At 45.8% G+C, this 25,336-nt stretch carries 19 protein-coding genes; 4 read left to right on the plus strand and 15 right to left on the minus strand.

Annotated elements, in window-relative coordinates; all coding sequences use genetic code 11:
• Positions 1-10 precede the first annotated feature (10 nt).
• On the minus strand, positions 11-1,030 hold the full coding sequence (locus QW71_RS01955) for a glycoside hydrolase family 105 protein (protein ID WP_039292607.1): 1,020 nt from the start codon (positions 1,028-1,030) through the stop codon (positions 11-13).
• A gap of 177 nt (positions 1,031-1,207) precedes the next feature.
• Between QW71_RS01955 and QW71_RS01960 the strand changes: the two genes are divergently transcribed.
• Positions 1,208-2,149: an AraC family transcriptional regulator gene (locus tag QW71_RS01960; RefSeq protein ID WP_039292517.1), complete on the plus strand. Its 942-nt coding sequence runs from the start codon at positions 1,208-1,210 to the stop codon at positions 2,147-2,149.
• A gap of 2 nt (positions 2,150-2,151) precedes the next feature.
• Positions 2,152-2,607, plus strand: coding sequence for an IS3 family transposase (locus QW71_RS01965; RefSeq protein ID WP_052769836.1), 456 nt, complete (start codon positions 2,152-2,154; stop codon positions 2,605-2,607).
• 407 nt (positions 2,608-3,014) lie between these two features.
• Here the strand turns inward: QW71_RS01965 and QW71_RS01970 are convergent, their stop codons facing one another.
• The 7 genes from QW71_RS01970 to QW71_RS37665 form a co-directional block, all read right to left on the minus strand.
• A complete protein-coding gene (locus tag QW71_RS01970) occupies positions 3,015-3,446 on the minus strand; it encodes a universal stress protein (protein ID WP_039292518.1) in 432 nt (143 codons plus the stop codon).
• A gap of 177 nt (positions 3,447-3,623) precedes the next feature.
• Entirely contained in the window at positions 3,624-3,863 is a 240-nt protein-coding gene (locus tag QW71_RS01975) for a NifU family protein (protein WP_038596501.1), read from the minus strand.
• A 289-nt stretch (positions 3,864-4,152) separates the two neighbouring features.
• Complete coding sequence (gene sufB, locus QW71_RS01985; RefSeq protein ID WP_039292526.1) at positions 4,153-5,550, minus strand: Fe-S cluster assembly protein SufB; 1,398 nt, start codon at positions 5,548-5,550, stop codon at positions 4,153-4,155.
• 53 nt (positions 5,551-5,603) lie between these two features.
• Positions 5,604-6,911: a Fe-S cluster assembly protein SufD gene (sufD, locus tag QW71_RS01990; protein ID WP_039292529.1), complete on the minus strand. Its 1,308-nt coding sequence runs from the start codon at positions 6,909-6,911 to the stop codon at positions 5,604-5,606.
• 23 nt (positions 6,912-6,934) lie between these two features.
• Positions 6,935-7,714 (minus strand): Fe-S cluster assembly ATPase SufC, encoded by a 780-nt coding sequence (gene sufC / locus QW71_RS01995; protein ID WP_039292533.1) that lies wholly within the window; start codon positions 7,712-7,714, stop codon positions 6,935-6,937.
• On the minus strand, positions 7,695-8,216 hold the full coding sequence (locus QW71_RS02000) for a MarR family transcriptional regulator (protein ID WP_039292613.1): 522 nt from the start codon (positions 8,214-8,216) through the stop codon (positions 7,695-7,697). The genes sufC and QW71_RS02000 overlap by 20 nt, the downstream gene beginning before the upstream one ends.
• Before the next feature lie 248 nt (positions 8,217-8,464).
• Entirely contained in the window at positions 8,465-13,369 is a 4,905-nt protein-coding gene (locus tag QW71_RS37665; RefSeq protein WP_052769837.1) for an S-layer homology domain-containing protein, read from the minus strand.
• Positions 13,370-13,783: 414 nt separating this feature from the next.
• Here QW71_RS37665 and QW71_RS02010 point away from each other — a divergent pair, with 414 nt between their 5' ends.
• Positions 13,784-14,368, plus strand: a complete 585-nt coding sequence (locus tag QW71_RS02010) for a DUF4304 domain-containing protein (RefSeq protein ID WP_039292534.1) — start codon at positions 13,784-13,786, stop codon at positions 14,366-14,368.
• 138 nt (positions 14,369-14,506) lie between these two features.
• On the opposite strand, the gene QW71_RS02015 is transcribed toward QW71_RS02010, so the two are convergent.
• The 5 genes from QW71_RS02015 to QW71_RS40370 all read right to left on the minus strand — a co-directional run bounded on the left by QW71_RS02015 (position 14,507) and on the right by QW71_RS40370 (position 20,693).
• A complete protein-coding gene (locus QW71_RS02015) occupies positions 14,507-15,676 on the minus strand; it encodes a DUF4317 domain-containing protein (protein WP_039292539.1) in 1,170 nt (389 codons plus the stop codon).
• A gap of 144 nt (positions 15,677-15,820) precedes the next feature.
• Positions 15,821-18,142, minus strand: a complete 2,322-nt coding sequence (locus QW71_RS37670; protein WP_052769838.1) for an SMEK domain-containing protein — start codon at positions 18,140-18,142, stop codon at positions 15,821-15,823.
• Between the two features lie 279 nt (positions 18,143-18,421).
• Positions 18,422-19,174, minus strand: coding sequence for a Fic family protein (locus QW71_RS02025; RefSeq protein WP_039292543.1), 753 nt, complete (start codon positions 19,172-19,174; stop codon positions 18,422-18,424).
• A gap of 246 nt (positions 19,175-19,420) precedes the next feature.
• The gene (locus QW71_RS02030; protein WP_052769839.1) at positions 19,421-20,422 is read right to left on the minus strand and encodes a carbohydrate-binding domain-containing protein; all 1,002 of its coding nucleotides are present in this window, start codon (positions 20,420-20,422) and stop codon (positions 19,421-19,423) included.
• Positions 20,423-20,516: 94 nt separating this feature from the next.
• A complete protein-coding gene (locus tag QW71_RS40370; RefSeq protein WP_160311767.1) occupies positions 20,517-20,693 on the minus strand; it encodes a hypothetical protein in 177 nt (58 codons plus the stop codon).
• 202 nt (positions 20,694-20,895) lie between these two features.
• Between QW71_RS40370 and QW71_RS02035 the strand changes: the two genes are divergently transcribed.
• Positions 20,896-21,807 carry an SDR family oxidoreductase gene (locus tag QW71_RS02035; protein ID WP_039292545.1) on the plus strand — a complete coding sequence of 304 codons (912 nt, stop codon included), beginning with the start codon at positions 20,896-20,898 and terminating at the stop codon, positions 21,805-21,807.
• 42 nt (positions 21,808-21,849) lie between these two features.
• On the opposite strand, the gene QW71_RS02040 is transcribed toward QW71_RS02035, so the two are convergent.
• Together QW71_RS02040 and QW71_RS37675 are read right to left on the minus strand one after the other, a co-directional pair.
• Entirely contained in the window at positions 21,850-23,574 is a 1,725-nt protein-coding gene (locus QW71_RS02040) for an ABC transporter ATP-binding protein (RefSeq protein ID WP_039292548.1), read from the minus strand.
• The gene (locus QW71_RS37675) at positions 23,571-25,304 is read right to left on the minus strand and encodes an ABC transporter ATP-binding protein (RefSeq protein WP_160311768.1); all 1,734 of its coding nucleotides are present in this window, start codon (positions 25,302-25,304) and stop codon (positions 23,571-23,573) included. Before QW71_RS37675 ends, QW71_RS02040 begins: the two co-directional genes overlap by 4 nt.
• Positions 25,305-25,336: the final 32 nt, after the last annotated feature.

The following is a 25,336-nucleotide window of genomic DNA, read 5'->3' on the forward strand; positions in this document are numbered from 1 at the left end:
CGGTTCCCTCCTATTTAAGCATATCGGACAAGAAAGCAAGTGCTAAGCCTTGGCCCCAGCCTTGAATCCAGTCTTTTGGAATATTGCGGTACCCTTCGCGGTCCTTCATTACGGCTGTGCCGCCGGATACGCCCAGGACACGTCCGTCTTCGCTGATGTTTGCAAGAATGCCTTTTAACGCTTTTTGCACATATTTGGTGTGCAGCGGATTGCCGTTGTTGATCATAGCCGCCGCAATGCCGCAGGATGCCGATACTTCTTCATAAGATTCCTCATCATCCAGCACCGTCCGCCACAAGCCGTTCTCCGTCTGGACAAGCTTCAGCGCCGCCAGCTGATCACGGAGCGAACATTCCACGTCCATACACTGCGGATACAAATACCAGTCTTTCAAAAGCGGCTTCACCTGCGACATCGTATACGCACCCCAGGCATTCGCTCTGCCCCAGTATAATCCGGACATATGATCCTGCTTCACATTGTTGTAGCCATGGAACCAGAAGCCGGTGCCAGGGTCCTGCAGATACTTGATATGCCAGTAGTATTGGTTGAGGGCATCCTGGATCAGCTCCTGATCCTTCAGCTTACTGCCTACACGCAGCAGGAAAAATGCCGCCATAAACAGCGTATCCGCCCAAGCCTGTTCCGGAAAATCATTAGAAATCGATACCGTATGCTGCAGCACATTGTCTCCGAACCGCAGCGCATTCTTACGGATGTATTCCACCTTGCTCATGGCAATGTCCCAATATTTCTGCTCCCCTGTCGCTTCATACAAGGTGATCAGCATGTGGCCCATGGCACAAGTATTGACCGTCCAGTCTGGCAGCCCCAGCTCAATATATTCATCCGCCCACTTAACCAGTCTATCCAGGTACTCCTTGTTCCCTGTAGTCTGATAAGCTCTGGATACCCCATAATAAGCTACGCCGCAAGGCCAGTCCCATGTTAAGTCCATCGCCAGTGTTTTGTTGGTGACCTTGTCAATAATGCTCAGAATCTCTTCCCTGTTGAAATCCACTTGAATCATCTTCATACCCCTCTCTTGTCTCACGCGCCTCAATAGCGCTTACTATCCGTCTCATTTGCAAGCGCTTTACATACTCCATTGTAAGCAGTAAAATATTCTATATCTAAGCATATCCACAGCAAAACTGCGCATTTTCGACCATTTATCTATTTTAATATTATAGAGGAGTCCCCGGATATGCCCAGAAAAAAGAAACCCGTCATCGAGTACCGCCACTACAGCCTGCCGATCCATTTCCCTGTGCTGCTGTTAAGCGGGGAACGCTGGAAGATTTCCGATATCAAGAGTGAGCACCTGCATTTCCATAACCACCTGGAGATTGGGATTTGTTATTCGGATAGCGGCATCATGGAGATCAAAGGCGAGTCTGTACCTTTTACAGCAGGTGATGTGACCTTCCTCCCCCGGTACCTTCCGCATACGACGTATAGTTCTCCGGGTGAGGCCAGTCTGTGGTCTTATCTCTTTTTCTCGCCGGAGGACCTCTTTCAGCATTCCTTCAAAAGCGCCTATAGCAACTTCGAGCCGAATTTGTGGGCGGTGCTGGGGAAGAACTGTATCCTGAATAAGGATAAGCATCCCATGGTGTATAGCTTGGCCACGTCGATCGTGGAGGAATTGCAGCAGCAGAAGCCTTATTATCAGGAGAGCGCCTACGGCTTATTGCTGTCCTTGTATATCGAGTTGCTCCGAATCCATTCCACGAATGAGGCGCTGACCGATCAGGAAGCAGGGCATAATCTGAAGGGCGACTTCGTCATCTCCCCGGCGCTGGAGTATATCACCAGAAACTATATGCTGCCGATGACTATCGACTTCCTGGCCGACCTCTGCCACCTGAGCACCACCCACTTCCGCCGCAAATTCCATGAAATGATGGGCACCGCCCCCCTAGATTTCCTTAGCAGTACCCGGATCGAAGAGGCCTGTAAGCAGCTGAAGAGCACCGAGGATTCTATTCTTGAGATTTCTGAAAAGGTGGGGTTTCATTCCATCTCCAGCTTCAACCGCTGTTTCTCTAAGCTAATGGGCACGTCGCCCAAGGAATGGCGTAAGAGTGCACAGTCCGAGACACAGTCGGCGAAGGCAAGTATTCTGGAATTTACGGGGTGGGTATGAGAATGAATAATAAGGGTGAAAAGTCTATCCTTGCAGAGAAGATTCACGAACTGAACAAGCAGGTGCTGGCAAAAGAAGAGGAGCTTGCCGTCCTAAAAAAGACCCGCGCATATCTTCCGCAATCTAAAGCACAAAGATTTCAGTTCATCGAAGACTATAGCTCCGAATTTTCGGTAGAGAGGCTGTGCAGCATTCTTGAAGTATCGCGGAGCGGATTTTACAAATGGAGAAGTACCGAAGTCAGCCCTCAGGCGAAGCGCAAAGCCTTACTGCTAAAGCGGGTCGCTTACCTCTTTGAGGCTAACCACGGCCAATACGGCAGTCCAAGGATCACCCTCCTCTTAAGGGAAGAGGGCTACATTATTAGCGAGCGGACAGTAGGAAAGTACATGCGGGAACTTGGTTTACGTGCGTCTTACTACAAGCAGGTGGATAAACTCGCAGAGGATCACTCCTGAGTGCCCCATACCGAATCAAGTAGCTCATCCACTGACCAGCAGATTAGGCCCAACATACTGGTTCGCCTTCATTTCATCCCTTAACTGAACATCTGCATCAATCGATTGATAACATTAGTAATTGGATAAACGTATCTTAATTTGGACGTTTCGGAGTGTCTGGAGTAATTAGTTGTATAAACGTCATTTAATTTCATGCATTCCCTCTACTGTGGACTATTTCCGGCATATTAAGTGCTGATTATCCAACTGTTGCCCGGCAAGGGTGCCTCCGTTCATGAGCAAGTGGAGAAAATCCAACTAGTTCCCCATCAGGGATCATAGTTGGGAAAATGGGCGGCTTAACTCAGGAAGAAGGCAACCGCATCCTGCGGATCGCCCGTAAGGGAGCCGATCCGGTATGAAATTTAGTGAACAATCAGGACGGGGCAATTCGATAACTGTGAAACTTTGTGACTGACACTACCTAACATCATTTCTTTTATACCGCTTAGCCCCCGACTTCCAATAATAATTAGTTGCTGTTTGGTGTTTTTTGCATAATTTAATATTTCATGCGCAGGGTCTCCCTTAAGATGGATCGTTTCTGCAAAGATCCCTTCAGCCGCTAATTTGAATTGGGCTTGTTGAAGCTGTTCTAAACTCATCTTTTCCATCTCATTTAACATTTCTTCCAAGTAGCTCTCTGGTATATATGGCATTCCGCTGTTTACATATGCATGGCTGACATTCACCAAAGTTACCTGAGTATTTTTGTTTTGTGCAATTTCAACGGTTGCTTCAAGGATTTTGTTAGTTATTTCAGATTTATCGATGGCCACGAAAATTTTCTCGAACATATTAAATCAATCCTTTCCTTCGTAAGTCTTAATTGATTCGGCATTTTTTCTCTGCGGATGTCATCCTCATGATGAAGAACGGTATGATTATTGAAAAAGGAACCCATGAAGAGGTTCCTTTCCGGCGACATCTTCTATGCGGATTTTTGTATGAACAGCCTCTTCTGTTAAAAGAATTTAGAATACTTGTACAACTTCTTTAATATCATCGATTTCCTCAAGAATTGCGCGCTCAATAGCAGCCTTTAACGTAATCGTAGCACTTGGGCAACCGTTGCAAGCTCCCAAAAATCTTAATTTGGCTATACCGTTCTCAACCTCGACGAGTTCAGCATCACCACCGTCACGCAGTAAGAAAGGACGTAGTTTGAGTAGCACTTCCGATACTTCATCGAATAAAATTCCATTCTCCTCCATTATGCCAGCTCCTCTCATTGTTTTGCCAACAGTCAATTCAAGCCTTTTTCACCCTGGATAGTCTGAGTGATCCTTTGCTTTTTGCCTAAGACTGGCCTCTTGATCCGAAAGTTCCCTTATAAGCGTATAAACAGAGTCTAAAGGTATCAACGCACCACAGCTTGCGCTCAATCCTGACAGCATATTGTAGTAGAACTGAAGTTTTCGTATCTCCCGGGTAAGTTGAGCTAGTTCTGAATTGTCCGAATTCTTTTTCTTCATTACCAACACCTCGTACTTCCTTTATGAATCAACCGATGCTTCCTTCCATCTCAAATTGAATCAGCCGATTCATTTCAACGGCATATTCCATCGGCAATTCTTTGGTAAACGGCTCAATGAAGCCCATTACAATCATTTGTGTGGCCTCTTGTTCTGTAAGCCCGCGACTCATTAAGTAAAACAATTGCTCCTCGGACACTTTGGATACTGTTGCCTCGTGCTCCAAAGTAATCTGATCGTTTTTAATTTCATTGTACGGAATCGTATCTGATGATGACAGGTTGTCCAAAATCAACGTATCACACTTAATATTAGACTTGGAGCCCGCGGAATCGCGACTGAAGCTGGACAGTCCCCGGTAGTTTACTTTGCCACCCTGCTTGCTGATGGATTTGGATATAATCGTAGATGTTGTCTCGGGAGCAAGGTGAATTACCTTCGCGCCGGCATCTTGATGCTGACCTTTACCGGCTACGGCAATAGACAGAATGGACCCCTTGGCTCCCCTTCCTTTCAATATTACAGCCGGATACTTCATGGTTACCTTGGAGCCAATGTTGCCGTCCACCCATTCCATTGTGGCATTTTCCTCTGCCACAGCCCTTTGGGTTACCAAGTTGTAGATATTAGGAGCCCAATTCTGGATTGTCGTGTAACGGACACGGGAATCTTTCCGGCAAATAATTTCAATAACTCCGCTATGCAGAGAACTGGTACTATAAATAGGCGCTGTGCATCCTTCAACATAATGGATAAAACTACCCTCTTCGGCAATAATTAATGTCCGCTCGAATTGTCCCATATTTTCAGAATTAATACGAAAATACCCTTGTATAGGAACCTCACACTGAACACCTCTCGGGATGTATACAAAGCTGCCACCTGACCAAACTGCGCTGTTAAGCGCAGCAAATTTATTGTCGGCGGGAGGGATGATCGTTCCGAAATATTGCTTGAACACTTCAGGATATTGCTTTAAAGCAGTATCCGTATCAAGGAAAACAACGCCCTGATCCTCCAGTTCCTTCCGCATACTGTGATAGACTACTTCCGACTCGTATTGAGCGGATACGCCTGCCAGAAACTTTTGCTCCGCTTCAGGAATCCCTAGCTTGTCAAAGGTTGCTTTAATCTCGGAGGGAACCTCCTCCCAGGTCTTTCCCTGTTTTTCGGAAGGGCGAACGTAATATTGGATGTTATCAAGATTTAGCCCGGACAAATCCGCTCCCCACCCAGGCATCGGCATTTTGTAGAATTGCTTCAAAGCTTTCAGCCGAAAATCGAGCATCCACTCCGGCTCTTCCTTGATTCGGGAAATTTCCCGGACAATCTCTTCAGTCAGACCCTTTCCAGATTGAAAAATAGACTGGTGCTCATCGCGAAACCCATATTTATATTCACCCATATCCGGCGCTTTTTTAGCCATTAGTATCACTCCTTTTAACCCTCATAAGACTCACTTTGATTGGCTTTGATTCTCTATGATCTGCCAAGCTTTTTCTCCACTACATCCTGCAGGCGGCTACGCACTCCCTCCAGCGGGATCTCCGAAATGACAGGAGCGAGGAATCCGAAAATAACAAGATATTCGGCTTCACTCCGTGAGATCCCGCGCGACATCAGATAATAGATTTGTTCCGCATTTACTTGCCCCACGGATGCAGCATGACCGGCGGTTACATCATCCTCATCTATCAGCAGGATCGGATTGGCATCGCCGCGCGCATTTGGACTTAACATCAGTACACGTTCTGTTTGCTGACCATCACAATGGGTTGCACCTTTTTCAATTTTTGTAATCCCGTTGATAATGGCTGTAGCTTCTTCACGCATTACTGCGCGTGTGATCATTTGGCTCACCGAGCTTCTGCCAAAATGCTGGGCTTGCGTAGTAAAACTCAATTTCTGGTCCCCAGAGCCTATCGCAATCACCTTAGCGTCAGAGATGGACCCGTTGCCTTGGAGTAATGTCTTGGTATCACTGGCGGTATAGCCATTATTCATCTCGCCGACAATCCATTCTACACCGCCATCCGCAAGCACAGCCGCACGCCGCTGGGTGAAGTCCGTTGTTGCTGCAGCAAGCTGATGAACAGAAGCGACCTGCACCTTGGAGCCTGCACCTGCAAACACCTCTACCACACCGTTATGCAAAACCTTGATATCATCTCTGCTCGATATATAATGATCCACATAGCTGATCTTGCTGTTGTTACCAGTCACAATCAAGATGTGAGGAGCAAAACGCACCCCGCTCGTATCGCTATAAAAGATCGCTTGAATGGGAATTTCAATCTCTATACCGTCTGGGACATATAGAAAAACGCCACCACTCCATAAGGCACTGTGCACAGCGGACAATCTGTGCTCTTCCGGCTTCACTGCCTGAAAGAGATAACGCTGAACCAACTCCTCATACTCCTTTGCCGCAGTATGCAGGTCCGTTAAAATTACTCCCTGGGCGGCTAAGCTTTCGGACAATCTCGTATACACTACATCCGAATTGAGCTGAACGATTAGTCCGCCTGTCACTGGAGAAGCAACCAAACCTCGAACAAGCTCCGGCGCATCTTCCAAACCCGGCCATGCATTCTCAGCCTTGTAATCTCCACTTTCGTAGATATCCCATTTTTCAAGCTTGATTTTCTCCACGCTAGGCAGCTCCAGCGTCCCTGCCAGCTCGAGTGCCTGAATCCGGCGTTCAAGCAGCCACCGAGGTTCATTCTTAGCGCTTGACAACGCGCTTACATCGTCCACATTCAATGAGTTTCTTGCTTGTATACCCACTTGCTGTTCCTCCTCTCCGGCGCTTAAACTTCCTCGCCTACCGTCTCATCCGTAATCCCGAGCTCTTCTTTTACCCAATCGTACCCATCTGCCTCTAAACGGTGGGCAAGCTCCGGACCGCCAGATTTAACTATCCGGCCTTGCATCATGACATGCACATAATCCGGGGTAATATAATTCAACAGCCGTTGATAATGGGTGATGATTAAAAAGCCTCTATCCGCGCTCCGCATCTCATTTACACCATTGGCCACAATACGCAGTGCATCAATATCAAGCCCGGAATCCACTTCATCCAGGATCACAAGCTTGGGTTCAAGCAGCATCATTTGCAGAATCTCATTCCGCTTTTTTTCACCGCCGGAGAAGCCCTCATTCAAATAGCGATGCACAAATTCCGGATTCATCTCCAGCCCCTTCATTTTGCTCTCCATTTCCCGGATGAAACGGATTAAGGACATCTCATCTCCTTCTTCACGCCGTGCATTGATGGCACTTCTTAGAAAGTCCGAGTTGGTCACGCCGGCAATTTCACTTGGGTACTGCATAGCGAGGAACAAGCCTGCCCGGGCACGCTCATCCACCTCCATCTCCAGAAGATCTTTATTGTCTAGTGTCACCTTGCCCCCAGTAACCTCATATTTGGGATGGCCCATTAAAGCTGAAGCCAACGTACTTTTCCCCGTCCCGTTCGGCCCCATAATCGCATGAATCTCTCCGCCCCGAATCTCCAGTGTGAGCCCTTTTAAAATTTCTTTCCCCTCGATCTTGGATCTTAATTCCTCAATCTTTAATGTCGTCATTTATCGTAAACTTCCCTTCGGAGTATTCTTCAGCACGTGCCACCAAATCACTCATGAATTTTCCAATAGTCTGCAGTTCAGCCTCTGAATAGGATTCAATGAATTGGTAAAACCTTTCTTCTTTTTCTTTGTGCAGCTCTTTATGCAAATGATAAACGTGTCTTCCCTTATCCGTTAAACTAAAGTAAATCTCCTTACGATTGTTGTTCAGTTGACTTCTCATAATGAAGCCCATCTCCAACAGCTTTGAACAAATTTTATTAATGCCAGCTTTGGACAACCCCATCTTCTCCACAATCCCGGTATGATTTATCGGTTCATAGTCACCAATGCAATCAATAACGTGTACACTAGTAATATTGTTAGAGAGCATGTCAATCTCGTACTTTCTGGCCTGTTGCCGAAACGAGTTAAATTCTTGTTCTGTATACAACTCATTCAGATGCAGCATTCTAATATATTGCTCGTAAAGATGACCTTTAAAATTATTTTGAAACTCCAATTTCGCTATCTCCCCTCTCTTGTAGTAGTTGCAGACCAAGTTCAGTGTTAGCAATAGACTGTTTTCTTTTTGTTCGCTAGTGAACAAAATTATATTAACACAATTGATATTGATTATCAATATCAATTAACTCTAGGAAGCCAAACGAATGCCCGGATCCACATTTCTGGAAATTGTATAATTTTCTATACAATAAAAAAGCGAATCCAGCTCTACGTCTGAATTCGCTTCTCCTATAATTATCTTAATTAATCAATCAAATCCGACTTCTGCAGCAGCCGCTGAATCAGCATTGCCACTTCCGCACGGGTAACATTAGCTTTTGCCTCCAGCATACTATCGCCGCGGCCGGTGATTAATCCAGCCTTAGCTGCAAGCGCCAGGCTATCCTCGGCCCAGGCACCTATGCTGCCTGCATCTGTAAAGGCTACAAGTACACTTGCTGTATCCACTGTGCCAGTCTGGTCTGCCAGGCCTGTCAGCTTCATCGCTTTGGCGATAATGTTCATGGCCTGCTCACGTGTGATTCGGGCATCCGGACGGAAGGCTCCGTCCTCGAATCCGGTGATCAGTCCGTATCCGGATGCCGTTTCAACCGCCGCTGCATACCAGCTATCCGCTGCAACATCTGCAAACGCCGATGTTCCTTCCCCAAGCTTCAATCCCAGACCGCGTACGATAATCGCTGCGAACTCTGCACGGGTGATATCTGCATTCGGGTTGAAGGTCGTTTCGTTCACACCGTTAATGACCAGACGCGATCCCATATCGTTCACTGCGTTCTTCGCCCAGTGATTGTCCACATCTGCAAAAGTCAGCGGATGCCAGACCACCGCATACGAGCTGTTCGTCAAGCTCTTGATATCTGCGTAATATCTGCCGTCTTTCCGGACGAGTCTGGTCGGCACATGGCGCACTGTACCATCCGGGTCTACGACGATGCCCGTCGTAATCCGGTTAGGGTCAATACCATCCGGAAGAGCTACTGTCCGCTCCACGTAAGCATTGAACCGGCTCACTTCCACTGTCGATGTACCGTAAGTTGCGGTAACGGTGAAATCTATTGGCGGTGCAACAAGGGTAAAGCCCCCTCTGCCTGCAGCAGCTGTCACTACCTGGTTCATGGATGCCGGGGTTTCGCCAATCGTAATCCTCAGCGTAATGTCCTCCAGCTTAACCCCGTTTCCGAGTCTCTCGGCCAACGCACCGATGTTGATTTCGGATGCCGGCAAAGTATAAGTCCCTTTCGTTGTCTGAAGCACCAGGGTAGCCGATACATTCTCCATGTTCTTGATCATCTGGCCGTTCAACTCCGCGACGATGATGTTGGAATCCAGCATCATCGGAAGTGTAACTACAGCGCCATTACCTTCCGCATCCAGCTTTGCTTGAAGTTTCGCCGGATCAACCGCGATAGTAGTTATCTTCAAGTTTCCGGAAGTCGTTGTTGTGGCTTTGCCCGCGTTCTCTTCCTTGCCGTTAACAAGGACGATCACATCGGTAACATTGCTTGCCGCGTTACCAGTACTGGTTCCGCTGCCCGGATTGCTTCCGGTTCCCGGACTGACCGGATCGGGATCTGGCGTTACGGGTTCAGCCGTGACAACAACCGCTGTTGCGCTGCCGTACTTCACTACCTTGCCGTCAGTATCCACTTCTGCTATTCCAATCCTATCGCCGTTAGCTGCAGGAATTAGACCATCGATTCCTATAAGTGTGTATCCCGTCAGGATTTCCCCCGCATTAGGTGCAACAACGCTGCCAGTGCCGAAATTCTTGTACAGCAGCTTATGTCCTGCAGCTGGCTCCGGTGTAACGCTGATCTGCGTATATCCGTTATTCCCCGCGCCACTTGGATCGCTGGCGCTCACGGACAAGCCCCCCGCAGGGATAAGCTCATCAGTTGTAAAAATCAGCGTAGTTGCCGGACCCGCCGGAACCGATCCGCTGGCCGCAACCCTCACCTTAACGGTGTGTTCACCGCTCAAGTTCGGCAGGTTGGTTCCGTCGTAGCGTACGAAAGTTCCATCGTCCACTGAGAATTCCATGCTGGTGTCCAGACCAACAATCGTATTGTTCTGGTCATCCGCTGCCACTTCAGGTGCAGCCGGGATGACTGCATCCGAATCATGAACGGTAACCTGAGCAATATTAGAAGCGAATGCTGTTGACGTGGCCTTCTCCCGTACATAATACGTGTCCGGTGCAAGGCCAGTAATGATTGTGTCTGTAACTTCTGACCAAAGACCTGTACTGCCAATCTTGTACTCCATTTGTACTGTCAGATTCTGCAGGGTACCGTCATTCGCCCCGTTGTACGTCACATCTGTAACAGTGACACCAACCGGAGCTGCCGGACGTGCTGGAAGACTCACCGTCTGCGCCGCGCTATCTATAGTCGTCGAACCGTTGCCTTTCTTCACAATGCTCAGTAACGTTCCCAGCCAGCTGCTATCTATAGCCAAATTACCATCCGCTACCGCTGTTACTAGTGTACCGTTCACTGTGTATGACGCGTCCGGTGTCAGACCTGTCAGCTGCTCAGCCGCATAGTCAATGTCCGCTGCCGGAGTCGCTTCCGGCGTTGCCGTGAACGACAATACTGTCAGTTGCACAGAAGCCGAAGTGAATGCCGTTGCTGTAGCTTTCGTCCGGACGTAGTACGTGTCCGGCACAAGCGCTGTTACAGTTGTGCCCGCTACATCGGTCCACTCACCTGCTGTCCCCTTTTTGTACTCCATCGCTGTGGTTACGCCAGTCAATGTGCCATTTTTGGCATCTATTGCTGTCTCATCCGTCGCCGCCACACCAGTAGGTGCTGCCGGACGACTAGGAATACTCACCGTCTGCGCCGCACTGTCTATAGTCGTCGAACCGTTGCCTTTTTTCACAATGCTCAGTGACGTTCCCAGCCAGCTGCTATCAAGTGCCAGCTTACCATTCGCGGTCGCCGTTACCGCCTGCGTACCGTTTATCGTGTACGCGCCGTTTGCCGTCAGACCCGTTAGCTGCTCAGCCGCATAGTCAATATCGGCTGCCGGGGTCGCTTCCGATGTTGGCACAAACGCCACAACCGTTACACTCTGTGCTTCTGAGGCAAACGCTGTTGCTGTTGCTTTCGTCCGGACGAAATATGCGTCCGGTACAAGCCCCGTTACGGTTGTGCCCGCTACATCCGTCCACTCACCTGCTGTCCCCTTCTTGTATTCCATCGCGGAAGTCACATTCGTGAGCGTACCGTCGTTCCCATTAATTTTCGTTTCACCCGTCGATGTCACATTAGTCGGTGCAGCCGGACGACTAGGAATATTTACCGTCTGCACCGCACTATCTATAGTCGTCGAACCGTTGCCTTTTTTCACAATACTCAGTGACGTACCCAGCCAGCTGCTATCTATATCCAGCTTACCATCTGCGGTCGCCGTTACTGGCAGTGTACCGTTTATTGTGTACGCACCGCTTGCCGTCAGACCCGTCAGCTGCTCAGCCGCATAGTCAATAACTGCTGCTGGGGTTGCTTCCGGCAATGCCGTGAACAGCGATACAGCTACCGTCATCGGCGAACCGCTGATCTTGTACCCGCTTGGCGAATTTACCGCCACTGATACGTCTCCTTCAGTTGTCACTGAAGTAAGCCCGATGCTCCAATCTGTCCCTGCTCCGCTCAACGTTCCTTTTACCGCAGAGCCTGCACCATTCGTAATCGTGATGTCGTCTGCCGTCAGCCCGGCAATCGCAGTATCGAAGGTCAGATCAATTTTCGTCGATGTTGTTGTTCCGGCTACGCCGTCAGCTGCCGCTGACAGCAGCATAACCGGAGTTAAAGCCTCTGTGTCAAACAATTTGCCGATTATTCTATAGTGACTCGCATCCGTATTATCTGTTTTTATGAGAACAACCTTATCGCCGAAGGCGGGATACAAAGCAAATTTCGGATAATATTCTACAGCGAACATCCAGCTGTCTTCATCATATCCCTGAAATACCACCGGAGCGGAATCTACAGGCTGATCTGAGGTTAAGACCAGGTTGCCTTCATAATCATAGTAGTTCAGGTAAGCATACTGAGTTCCTGACCATTCTGTACCGTAGTTGTATGCATCGTTGATGGCATCATTGGAGGTGGGATCAGTGCTTACTGTTACAAAACCCGGCAGTGCGCCGTTCTTATAGATTGCAGCCGAAGCTTCCCCCAGGGAACCGCTTATCGTAAATCCGCTTTGGCTATTCCCCTCGTTATCATATAAGGAGACCGTAGAGCTATCATTAACCCAGTAATATTGGCTGAGCATGAAATTCCCGTTATTTAGCGTAGACAGATACAGCTGTTTCTCATTCGTTCTTGCTCCTACATCAATTGTTTTTAAGAGTGTTCCGCTGTTGCTGAATAGCTTCAGATAAATATTATCGTTCGAGGGCCCCGAATTGTAAGCAACCATATATACGCCATCTCCGGCGGATACATAAGACATGCTCGCATTAGCGTCTACCAGAAGTGTTTCACTTGTAACAGGCGAACCCGCAGCGGTGAACACACGGGTAACTGTGCTCTTATTGTCGTTTCTTTGCCAGGAGAAGGCTATATTACCATCGGACAATTCCGTAGCAGATACAAAACGCGTAAGTTGCGGAAGACTTCCATCGCTAAATGTATTGAGCTTAGTCTGACCGGTTACTTTCTGTCCCTCCTTGTTAAGCACCATGAAATAGGCATTAGGAGTGCTCTCCTTCACTGTCCCCAATTGCAGATTATGTTCATTAGAGTCGCTTTTATTGTAAGTAATTAATAGATTACCGTTATTTAGCGCAAGCATACTCACATAAGTCATTTTGTAATAAGTGTCCATTAAACTGCTGAGATCCACATCCGTAATCAGCGTTCCTGCACTATCAAAAATCCTCAAAAAATTTGATGAAACGTAAGTATTGCCTTTATAGACAAATGAATTCAGCAACACTGCCGTACTTCCGTCCTGAAGACCTTGGGCAGTGGAAATATTTTTGCCCGCATTGTATGTTGCCGGAGGCTCGATAACAAAGTCCTTTGTTTCCGTGAATGAAGGCATAGCCGCGTATGCGCGGAGTGACATCAGGGGCAGCAGCCCAATGACCAACACCAGGGCCAGTCCTATCTTGCTTATCTTTTTTAACATTTCGTTCCTCCTGTCGAATGAGTATTTCTTTATAAATTGATAACGTTTCCGTATGAGCGCACAACAAAAACTCTTAGTCTACTTTATCGACATTTCGCATGAATAAGTTTAATTTTCGACAAACAATCATAGTAATCAATCTAATTCATATGACTTTTATTATTGCTTTTACTATAAAAAACTGTCCGTTTTAAAATTTAATCCGATCCCATAACAAAAAGACCCAAGCATCCATGCCCATGCCCAGGCCCTATGTCTATATCTATTCCGGGGTAACCCTATCATTGGATTCCGCATTTACTTTTGGTTCCTCTTTTTGGCATCTGCAAGTATTTATTGCTATAGTAGAATGGTGCCTGGAATGTGGTCAATCAGAGGTTGATCATAATTAACTATGGATGGGGAGGGATTCCTTTGCAAGAGCTGTTTAAGACGATCATCAAGCAAGACGTGAAACCTTTTTTCTCCGCACGGGGTTATCTCACAAAGGATCTGAATTTCTACAAAACAGAAGGCCAACTCAGCTATAAAATCAATATCCAGAAATTCAAGTACAATACACACAAGCAACTCAGCTTCTATGTGAATTACAGTATTCGTTCCGAAGAGCTTGCGCAATATAGGCCTGCTTCGTCTCTGGGCTTGGCTCACTTCATTGCCCGGATCGGGAACATCGTCCCCGCCGCCCCGGAACGCTACTTCCTGACGCCGGAGGTAGATGTGGACAAGTTCACGGCAGACCTGCTGCTCCACTTGGATCAGAGTCTTCAATTCTTGTACACCTTAACCGATGCCAGGGCCATTATTGAATACTATATGCAGCGGACAGCACTGCATTTAAGTGAGGAGACCTTCGGGTTCCTGCTGGATACAGGGGATACAGAGACTGCGGAGCAATACCTGAAGCAGCTCCAAGCGAAATACGGCGCCGAGAAGCGCTGGGCGATCTTGGAGAAGAAGTATGCAGCGGTTTGGGCGAAATACGGGCTGAAGCTTTAGCGTTAGCACATTGTGTTCGGTTTTTCGCATACATTCGGCCCGTGCGCACTCGCACCAACCCTACACAAATAAAAGGGCTTCCCGCTCTCGTAAGGAGACGTCGGGATAGCCCTTGCAATATACATCTATCCGTACAGGTCAGGATAGATTCTCCGACATCAGTGTAAACCCTTCAATTACAGCATCCTCATCAATCTCAATCAGGATACAGCGTTTCCCTTGATAATTCACCTGTCTCACATACTTCAGATCCTGCGGGCTGACCGTAATCGAAGCTACCTTTGTATCAATCTTGATTGATTTGGACGTGAATTTCGGGATCACGCTGCTTGCTTTCATCTCATAATTCTTATTGTCAACGATGGTTTCGAACGCGCGCTCGACCTTTTCCATCGTCACTTCCTCTACGCCGCTTGCCTTCAGCACACGCTCTACATCCCGGTAATCGAGCTTCGGCGGTTCTTCCTCGTCCTCGTGGTCTTCGATGACCTGGTGAACACTCTCGTATACCTGCGCAATGGTCGCCACATCGAGTTGTTCGCCCGTTATTTCCTTCACGATATCCTCGAAGATGGATCTCTCTTCCATGGCTGTCACGGACCGCTCCGCATTCAGCACCTGTTCGATGAAATGCGGGTTCGGATTATTCGAGCTCCCTGTACAATACAGGATACGATTAATATCCGAATAGTTGTCCGTTACACTCGGGTAGAAGAACCCTTGCTCCGGCGTGCTAAGCTTGATGATCGGATCGACCATCACATTGTATTTGAATTCCCGCTCCACGTAATCGAACAGGAGGGTTTTGCGCTGCTGCTCCGTGGAGTTCACACTGCATAGGATGAACGGATGTGAGAACATCTCATCCTTACCGGTCTCTTCGGCTTCGTCATTCCGGGCCTTGGTCGGCCGGAAGTATTGTCCGCGGACAAACGTGATTACCGCATCCTTCTCATACTTGACGTCCACCAGCATTTTATCCACCAGCATCAGCATCAGGTCCTGCCATTCTTCCGGATCGCCCGTCACCAGACCCTGGTGAAGCATGACCTGCGACGGCTCCTCCGCTTCTTCAAGGAACTTCAGCTCGAACAGTTTATGATCCAGCTCCCCGGTCAGCAGTTTCCGGAAATTCGCCATATACAGCTCCTGCTTCTCCCGGTCCAGCATGGCGAATGGCTGGCGTTCACAATGATAGATTTCATTGGTTTCCTTCATAATATACACGTTCAGAATATCGAACAGATGCAGCTGATCGTGGTCCATCTTAAATTGCTTACGTATATGTGCGGCTTCTTTCTTTATCATGTTCGCGACCCAGCTCCTAAGAAGTAAATTGGTTTAATCAGTATAAACGATATAAAAACCCTTCGCCAGAAGGGTTTTTATTGCCGGTTCTGTTCAGTTGTGTTCCACTCATATGGCTAATAAAGTAACTGCCAATCTTTTGTTCTATTTGTAAAGCAAATATTCCTCTATCGCATTTATCGCATAGTCTTCAACTAGAGTCTCATAATAATATAGATCGTAACTCACATTATTAAAATCCACATTATACAAACCGATTTTTCCCGCTGCTTCTTTCATACTCTCTAAGCCAATGTGCTCAGCATCAATATCATCAATGATATCATTGATAATCTCACATGCGATTTCTTCATAATCATCGTCATCAAAATAATCATCAATGCGATGCTCTATATATGACTCGAAATTTTCCATAATCTGTTCTTCGCATACCGCCGTAGCGCTATCTGCCAGTTTACTCAATATTTCATTTTGCACATATTTTTTCATAATACTAAAATCATAACCTTTTTCATTTTTTTCTTCTGTGAGCTGTATAAGTTTCCATACATTATTCGAGTTCGAGGCACGATAAATCAATTCCATGTAATTTTCATTATTTATTATTGCACTCATGTTATAGTATTGAAAATTTAAAATATCGATAACTACATCTGACGTCCACATTAATAATAAGTGGCCCCTTTGAAAAATAAGTTCCATAACCTCAATAATAATATTCTCATGTTCTTTATTCTGGAAATTACATTCAAGTATACATTTTAAATAAGGTATCCCAATGTTATTTGGAAATAGAATGTCCTCATTTGAAAATCTGAAAGGCAAGACTTTTAGCTTAAAAAATTTCTGTGGATCTATTAATAGTTTAATAATTTTCTCCTTGTTTTCATCGAGTCTTTCAATCTGTTCAAAATATACCGCTGACGAAATAAGATCATCTTTTCTCGGATATATTTTTTTAGATAAATAATCAATTATTGATGGGTGTCTAAATGAAATCTTATTTGTATTATCAAAAGAAAGTAGTGCTTTTAATCGTTCCTTTGTGTCATTAAAATTTTCTATTTTCTTGATCCCCATTATTTTGTTGAAATTCCCGAAGCATTCATCAATATATTTTTGTTCAATATAAGTATCTGAAAGTGAATATAGTACAAATAAATAATTTAATGCGTTATCATCCAATGCACCAACTTCTTTTTCCCATATAAAAGCCGGATTTTCTAAATACATAAATATAATCTCGCCAAATTGGTTCGACTCTTTCGACCTACAATCGGAGGTAGCTCGTTCAATGATCAAAGGACTAAAGTTTTGATGTTTAATAATCATATGGAGTATTTTTTTATCATTTAATAAATCTCCAACTTTATCTCTAATATCATTTCTCAAGATGTATTTCACCAAAATATTAATACGATCATCCACAGAATATCCGTCTGTAATCGTCAACACTTTAGTATCATATTTATAGAACTGGGCAAGGCTTTCATTATGTTTTTTAGAATTTTCAAAAATGGTTGTCCGTGTTGTGAGTATTATTTTTTTAGTTTTACATTGCTTTATAAATTTTAATAACTCTTCAATTTGAACAAAATAATCTTCCGATTCATTCAGCTTCGTTTTACCCAGAAAATCATCGATTATAATAACTTCTTGTTCTCTAATAGATTTTTTAAGTTTCACAAGTAACTCTTCGATTTTCTTTGATTCTAGCTTATCTGAACCATCTATGCTCATTAGCTTACATTCGTTGTATTCTTTTGACAGAGTATAAGCTATTGAAATTGCTGTAGACGTTTTTCCAATACCTGATTCTCCATCCATTATCAATATATTCGAATTTTTCAGTGCATCTAATCCAGTCTCAAATATAGTTGTTTTAACAAACGAATCTTCTATATCTTCAGCAAGTACGCTTACATGAGAATCTATTATCTGTACAAAATCATCATCTTCTATTTCTGTACCTAATTCTTTCCTTATATAACTGTATACCTTCTTCTGTTCATCTATTGACTTATGTAGGACTATATTTAATATTTGTACAATATCTATGATATCATCCGCAGGAGTAAACGATATCCCATAGGGATTAGCAAAGTCGTCTTTATTTCTTAAACTTGTAGCATCGTTTGCAATAACAATAAATTTAAAGGTGTATCCTGGGTAATTTGTTAATATTTCTTTATTTAGCGAATTTTCAATCTTTTGTCTACTACATGTCGATGATACTTGAGCAATAATCTCCTTTTCTGTATCTACTAAATCTATACCCTCAACATTTCGCTTAATTGTATTTAAATTCACAAATTTATAATCAAAAAGGAGGTTAAGAAGACCCGCAAAAAACATTTCCGAATGTATATGTAAATCTAATATATTCTGTTTTCCACGCACGCTTATTCGAGCAGATAAAAGCATCAATTTCTCATCAATATAATTATAATATTTCGTCCGATTCACTACTATCCTCCTCTCTAAATTGCAAAAAGTGATAGATGTTATTTCTTCCAATTTATCCTATCATAAATAATACATTGGATAAAGTATATAAATGTTACGTATGTAATAGTCGAACAATCTGGAAATGAAAAGGCTCAAGATTCATTTTATAATATCTGCAGTGACCGCTTAGTGAGGTTTGAGGACTTTATTCCAAAATAAAGAGGCTGCTCAAGAAGTAGTTCAAGCCTACTTTAATGAAACAGCCTCATAACCCTAACAGATCATCATTCAAAACCTTCATTCCCGCGGCTTCTGCCCCTGCCGCTCAATCATCCCCAGATAGCGGTCAAGTTGCTGCTCTTCCAGCGAGGCGATCATATCAGCAAAAGGCTTCAAGTTCCGATGCACAGCATAAGCTTCGAGTGCATTGAAGTAATCCAGCCGGGATTCCTTGGCAATAGAGACAGGAAGATAACCGTGAGATAGCAGTTGATAGTTCATAATCAGCCGCGAAGTTCTGCCGTTTCCATCGGCGAACGGATGAATACGCACGAATTCGGCATGGGTCCATGCTGCAAGCTCAATAACGTTGGTGACATCCTTTTCAGCTAAATCAGCGTAAAAGTTTTGTACCTGGCGGTACATTTCACCCAGTACTGGTGGTGTATGGGCCGCTCCAGATATATATACCTCTACATTCCGGTAGATACCGCCCACCATTATATTCTCAGTCAGTACAGCATGAATATCCTTAATAATGCCTTCATCCAACGGTTTTCTCTGATCAATGCAGGCTTTAACATACTGGTAAGCTTTATTATGATTAATGACCTCGTAAATTTCCCGCAGCATCTTGCCGCCTACAGACAATCCTTCCTCCAAAACCACCTTGGTTTCCAAAAGGGTTAACGTATTCCCTTCAATGGCAGTCGAGTTATGCGTATATTCCAGTTCGAAAGCCTGCACATAGCTTTTTACAGTGATTTCCGGAAGTGTATCTTTTGCTTGTTCATATAAATCTTTTTTGCGCATTAATTCAGGGTAGCTCATCCTGCCTGCTCCTTTCCTTCGCTTAACTATCTTAAAAAGAAATAGACCGCCCTAATCCAAAGGAAACGGTCTATCTCATAACTGTTATTTTGAAGTCTCCACCCTTAAAAAGGGCTATTATAAATAGGAAGTCGCGCCCGATGCACGTCTCTCTTTGCATTTTACTCTATTCCTGCCTTTACTATACCACAACCGGTTTTTATAAATAAATATATATACGTCCAACTACTCTAGGAAAAACTCCCCTTAATTATTGCCCCGTCCCTCTACCGCCACCTGCGCCCCCCGGCCACCTCCACCTCCGAACCCGCCTCCGAGTGATTCCGTAATTTCAGTAATGGGTTCACCATTAACTGTGACAGTGCCGCCATTTAATTCAGTTGTACCATCCGCGTCAAAGGCCGAAGTGGCTTCTACATTAATGGTACCGCCGTTGATATACATGTCACCATTTGAATCAAAAGCATCCGTATCCCCGCTAGCCATACTTACTTCAATCGTACCGCCATTGACTACAATTGATGCGCCGGAACTAACTTTGGGTGTAGCGTTTATACCGTCATCAGTCGCATACAACGTAAGCTGACCCTCATTTACGATAATATTATTTGCCTCGATACCTTCTACTGCACTCTTAATGTTGATGATTCCGCCATCGATTTGCACAAGGTTGTTGCCGGTAATGGCATCGTCAGCAGCAGTGATTGTCAAGGTGCCGCCTTCAATGTAGATATTCCCGAGGGTAGTATCCTCTTCGTTCTCGCTATGCAATCCATCCTTCTGTGTATCAATCGTGATCGTTCCATCATGGATCAGAATCGCATCATTCGCTTCTATTGCATCCGCAGAGGACTCTATGGTATACACGCCTCCGGTAATTTTGAGATCATCCTTGGAAGAGATCCCATTTCCTTGACCCGATACAATATCTAAGGTTCCGGTTCCATTCAGGGTCAGATCTGCTCTTGAGAAAATAACCGCATCCAGATTGGTCTCCCCATCCGCTACATAGCTTCCGGATACCTCCATATAGTTCTCACTGTCAGTGGACGTAACGAATACCTTATCCGCTGCTTTCACATAAATGGCCGGTGCATCTTCATTGGTTATACTCACACCGTCAAGAACGATCTGAACTTTGGCATCGTCGGCAGCCTCAACCGTTACCGTCACATTGTCCACATCACCACTCAAAACATACACGCCTTCCTCACTCAGTGTCACATCCTGATTGCTTTCCAGATTCATTGGTGTTGCAGCAGTAAGATCCGCCGACTGCTCTAAATCCCGGTCACTGAATAATTCCGCGGTGTCCAGATCGGAAACGGAAGCCTCCGGTGTTTCAACAACAGTACCTTCCTGCGGATGTTGCGCTTGGTGACAAGGCCTGAGCTACAGATGGAGTGGTTGCAGCAGCAACCCCACTGCCTTCTTGTGCATTAGAGCATCCTGCGGCAGATACGGTAAGTACTGCGGCTAGAGCAATGACACTTATGCTGTTCAGCTTTATGATTTTCATGGACTAACACTCCTCGTATAGTTAGTAGTCATCTATAGGCTGTTTATCGTTCAATAAGCATTAACGCTACCTGACTTATTCCAAGCATAAGCCATAACACTTAAATCAAACTTAAACCGCGAAAACTAAACTATATATGACAATAGATGTCATTCCCATACTCTATAATGAAGCTGTATTCAACAAAGGAGGTAACCACGGAATGAGGAGTTTACAAGGGAAAATCGCTTTAGTAGCCGGAGCTACCAGGGGAGCTGGCCGGGGGATCGCTACCGAGCTAGGGGCAGCGGGCGCAACGGTATATGTGACAGGAAGATCGACGCTAGCCCAACGTTCCGAATATGACCGTCCTGAAACGATAGAAGAAACGGCAGAGCTTGTCACCCGGGCTGGCGGCCACGGAATCCCGGTTCAAGTCGATCATCTGGACCCTGTCCAGGTAGAGACATTGGTGAATCGTATTGAAAAAGAGCAAGGCAGGCTCGACATCCTCGTGAATGATATCTGGGGCGCCGAAAAGATCATCGAATGGAATGTTCCGTTGTGGGAGCATTCCCTTGAGAAGGGGCTGCGGATGTTACGGCTCGCGATAGATACCCATCTCATTACAAGCCATTTTGCGCTCCCTCTTCTGATTAAGAATAAGAATGGGTTAATTGTAGAGATGACGGACGGAATCGCTGAATACAACAATCTGAATTACCGGGTGTCGATGTTCTATGATCAGGCCAAAACCTCCGTGACCCGTATGGCCTGGGCTCTTGCCCAGGAGCTTAAGCCTTATGGCTGTACAGCGGTGGCGCTCACGCCAGGCTGGCTTCGTTCAGAAATGATGCTCGAACACTATGGGATACAAGAAGATAACTGGCGGGATGCTGCTGCCAATGAGCCTCACTTCATCATCTCGGAATCCCCACGTTATGTAGGCCGGGCCGTCGCTGCGCTTGCTCAAGACCCCGAACGATCCAGATGGAACGGACGGTCACTCTCAAGCGGAGAGCTGGCGCAAGTCTACGGGTATACAGATATGGACGGCTCCCAGCCGGATTGCTGGCGTTACATGGTCGAGGTCGTAGATGCCGGTAAACCGGCGGATGCTGAAGGCTACAGATAAAATACAAAAACCCGGGCGCTGACGCACCCGGGTCTCCTTATATCAACCTGCCCTATACTGATTCTGGAACAGCAAATCATAGGCTTCGTTCCGGTTAAACAGGTTCTCATGGGTATCGAAGGCTGCGACCCTGCCAGCTTGCAGAACCATTACTTTGTCGCAGTCCAGAATGGAAGATAGACGGTGAGCAATGGAGATCATGGTTTTCCCGGAGGAAAGACTTTTGAGTTCGCTAATGATGTCACTCTCATTTTCGCTGTCCAGCGCGCTTGTGCTTTCGTCAAAAATAATGATGTCCCTGTCCTGTAAAAAAGCACGCGCAATCGATAACCGCTGTCTCTGGCCTCCGGAGAGCTTCACACCCTTTTCTCCAATGATCGTATCCAATTGATCCGGCAAGGTGTCAATGAAATCATATATACTCGCCCTGCGGCAGCACTCTATCAATTCCGCGTCGGTTGCCCCGGCCTTGGCCAGCAACAGGTTGTCTCTAATCGACATATTGAACAGAACAGGTTCCTGCACAACTATACTCACTTTATCGGACACACTCTCACTGTTCACCGAAGAGATATCTGTGCCGCCAATGCTTATTGTTCCCCCTTGCGGTTCCATCTGCCCTGTCAACAGCTTGGCGATGGTGGATTTGCCGCTGCCGCTTTGTCCAACGATCGCCAGATGCTCCCCCTTACCCACAGAGAATGATATACCGTCAAGCGCAAATGAATCGTTCCCCTCATAGGTGAATTTCAGCTGGTCAACATTGATATCTGTTCCTTCAATCTTCTTATAAGGCTTCTTAGCTGCTTCTATATTTAGAATCCCGATCACTTTACCGATACTCACCGAGTCATTCTTGAAGTTCATCATGGAATTACTAATGTTCTCGATGTATCCGAAAAACTGCCCGTAAAAGCTGATAAACACAAGCAGCACACCAACCTCCGAGTAGCCCTTAATGACAAATAATCCGCCGATAAAATAGATGAACAGCTGGGTAATGAAATTCTTGGTGAAGAACGAATAGGTAATCCCCAGATGCATATAGAGCTGGTTAAGAAACCAGACATGCCTGATCTTCTTGTAATGTCCGTTTAATTCAGCAAATTGAGCATCTTCAAGATTATTGGTTTTGATATCCTTCCAGTTTTGGAAATTGGAGTGTAAAAAGGATTCATATTGAATCTGCAGTTTCCAGAGCTCCTCTCCGGTAAGCTTCGCTTTCCCTCCCAGAAAATTAACCGTCACCAAAGAAACCGGAACAAAAATAAAACTGATGAGCGCAATCCGCCAGTCATAGCATAGTAAAATCACTGCCAGTGCAACAGCGTAAACAGCAGCGTAGATAAAATCCAATATATGCGTCTCGAAAAATTTCCCGGCAATTGCCGAATCGTTCTCAATCCGGCTCTTAACATCGCCAATGCTATATTGGCTATAGTCATCGTTATTGAGGCTGATGAGCTTTTTGAGCAGCTTATTCTTGATTCTCAGATCATATTTCAGGATTAACTGGTTAGAAAACCGCTTACTGACGGCAATCCCGGTTGTAGTAAGCAGGAAAACCGCAAGGTACCCGCTGATGATTAGCCAAAGCTCATTCAACTGCTTATCTACCAAAACGCGCTTAACCAATAACGAGTACAAGAACAGGGGGATCAGCCCGAATACTAAGCTCCATATCTTGAACATCCCCAGCGCAAGGAGCGGTTTTCGGATACCGTCTATATCCCGGGTTAAGGCCTTATAGATGTCCCATCGTTTCATACAGCTTCACCTCCTGCATACTGTTCGCTGAATAAGTCTATGTATGTTTGATTGCTCGTAATCAGTACGTCGTGGGTATCGTAGCCTTTGACAACACCGTCTGCTAACACCGCGATTCTATCACAGCTCTGGATGGTGGAGAACCGGTGGGCGATGATGATCAGCGTCCGGTCCTGCGAAAGCTCACGCATTACTTTCCGGATCAGCGCTTCGTTCCGGCTGTCGAGGAAGGATGTAGCTTCGTCGAAGATCAGAATCTTCGGATTCTTGACTAATATCCTTGCGATTGCCAGACGCTGCTTCTGCCCGCCGGATAATTCCTGTCCGCCCGTCCCCAGCAGAGTGTCCAGTCCATCCGGGAAGGTCATGACCACATCATACAGAGCGGCCTTCTTGATCGCTTCCATCAGGGCTTCATCATTATCCTTATGATTTGTAAATGAAAGATTGTAACGCAGGGTCTGATCGTACAGAATAGTCTCCTGATGGACAATCCCCACCTGGCTCCGCAAGCTATGCAGGTTATAGTCATTAACATTCACACCGTCGATCAGAAGCTCGCCGCTGTCCACTTGATACAGATTGTAGAGCAGGTTACCCATCGTTGTTTTACCCGCGCCGCTCCTTCCGACAATGCCAATCGTGCTGCCTGCATCGACGCGGAGATTGAACCCGTTCAGAACCTGTCTGTCTTCGCTGTATCCAAAGGTGACATTATTAAATTCAATCAGGCCCTCTTTTATGGGCTGCGGAGGCTGGTTTTCCTGGTAATCCTCTTCATCCTCATTCAGAATATCCACGACACGCTGCAGGGAGACTCTCTGCCCCCAGACATCGACAATTTTGCCGTTAATGGAGCTGAAGTAATTCACGGCCATATTGAAATAGCTTATCGCGGCTACAAACACACCGAGCTGCATTTGGCCTTTAACAATGAAATAGGCGCAGATAATAAATATGAGCAATTGTGCGGCAAGCGTGATGAATGCATTCACCCTTTCTGTGGTCACTCCGATTCTTCCGTTTTCCACATTCATTTTATGAATGGCAGCCGTTTTCCTTAGATAAGTGCTTGTTACTTTTTTACCTGCGTTAAGGATTTTGACGTCCTGCAGATTCTTCACAATTTCGAATAAATACGAGGATAGCTTTCCCTGTTCCGCCCGAAGCTCCTTGTTGACCTGTTGCGCTCTGGTCTTGAAATATTTCGAGGCAAAAAACACGGCGGGAACCAGAACAACCGTAAAAGCCCCCAGCAGTACATTGTAGTAAAACATAAAACAGACAGCGAATAGGATATGCAGCAAGTTGGAGTATCCCCACAGTCCGCTCCAGAAGACGAGATTCATAATATCCGTAGCGTCGTGGTTCATCCGGCTGATCATATCCCCGCTGTACATCCCGGAGAGGTCTTTTCCTTTTTTATGTAATATCTTGTTGAACAGAGCCCGCCGGATATCGAAGACAAACCCCGTCATCATCTGCGACGAAATAAGATTGTTCACCGTCGCAACGATAAACTGATTGAACAAGAGTATGCCGGCATAGATCAGACATAGATTCAAGAAGGCGCTCATGTCCTTATCATAAAAAGCGATATTGATCATCTTCCCGCCCAGGAACGGATAAATCAGGTTGACCATCGTCATCAATGTTGTGATCATGAACCCGCATAGAAAAACCCATTTGTGCATCAGCATAAATTTCATGACCCATTGCCTATTTGTCATAGACTCACGCAGCCCCTTCCATATATTCACAA

Origin of the sequence: Paenibacillus sp. IHB B 3415, assembly GCF_000802655.2 — a bacterium.
Lineage (GTDB): Bacteria > Bacillota > Bacilli > Paenibacillales > Paenibacillaceae > Paenibacillus_AQ > Paenibacillus_AQ phytohabitans.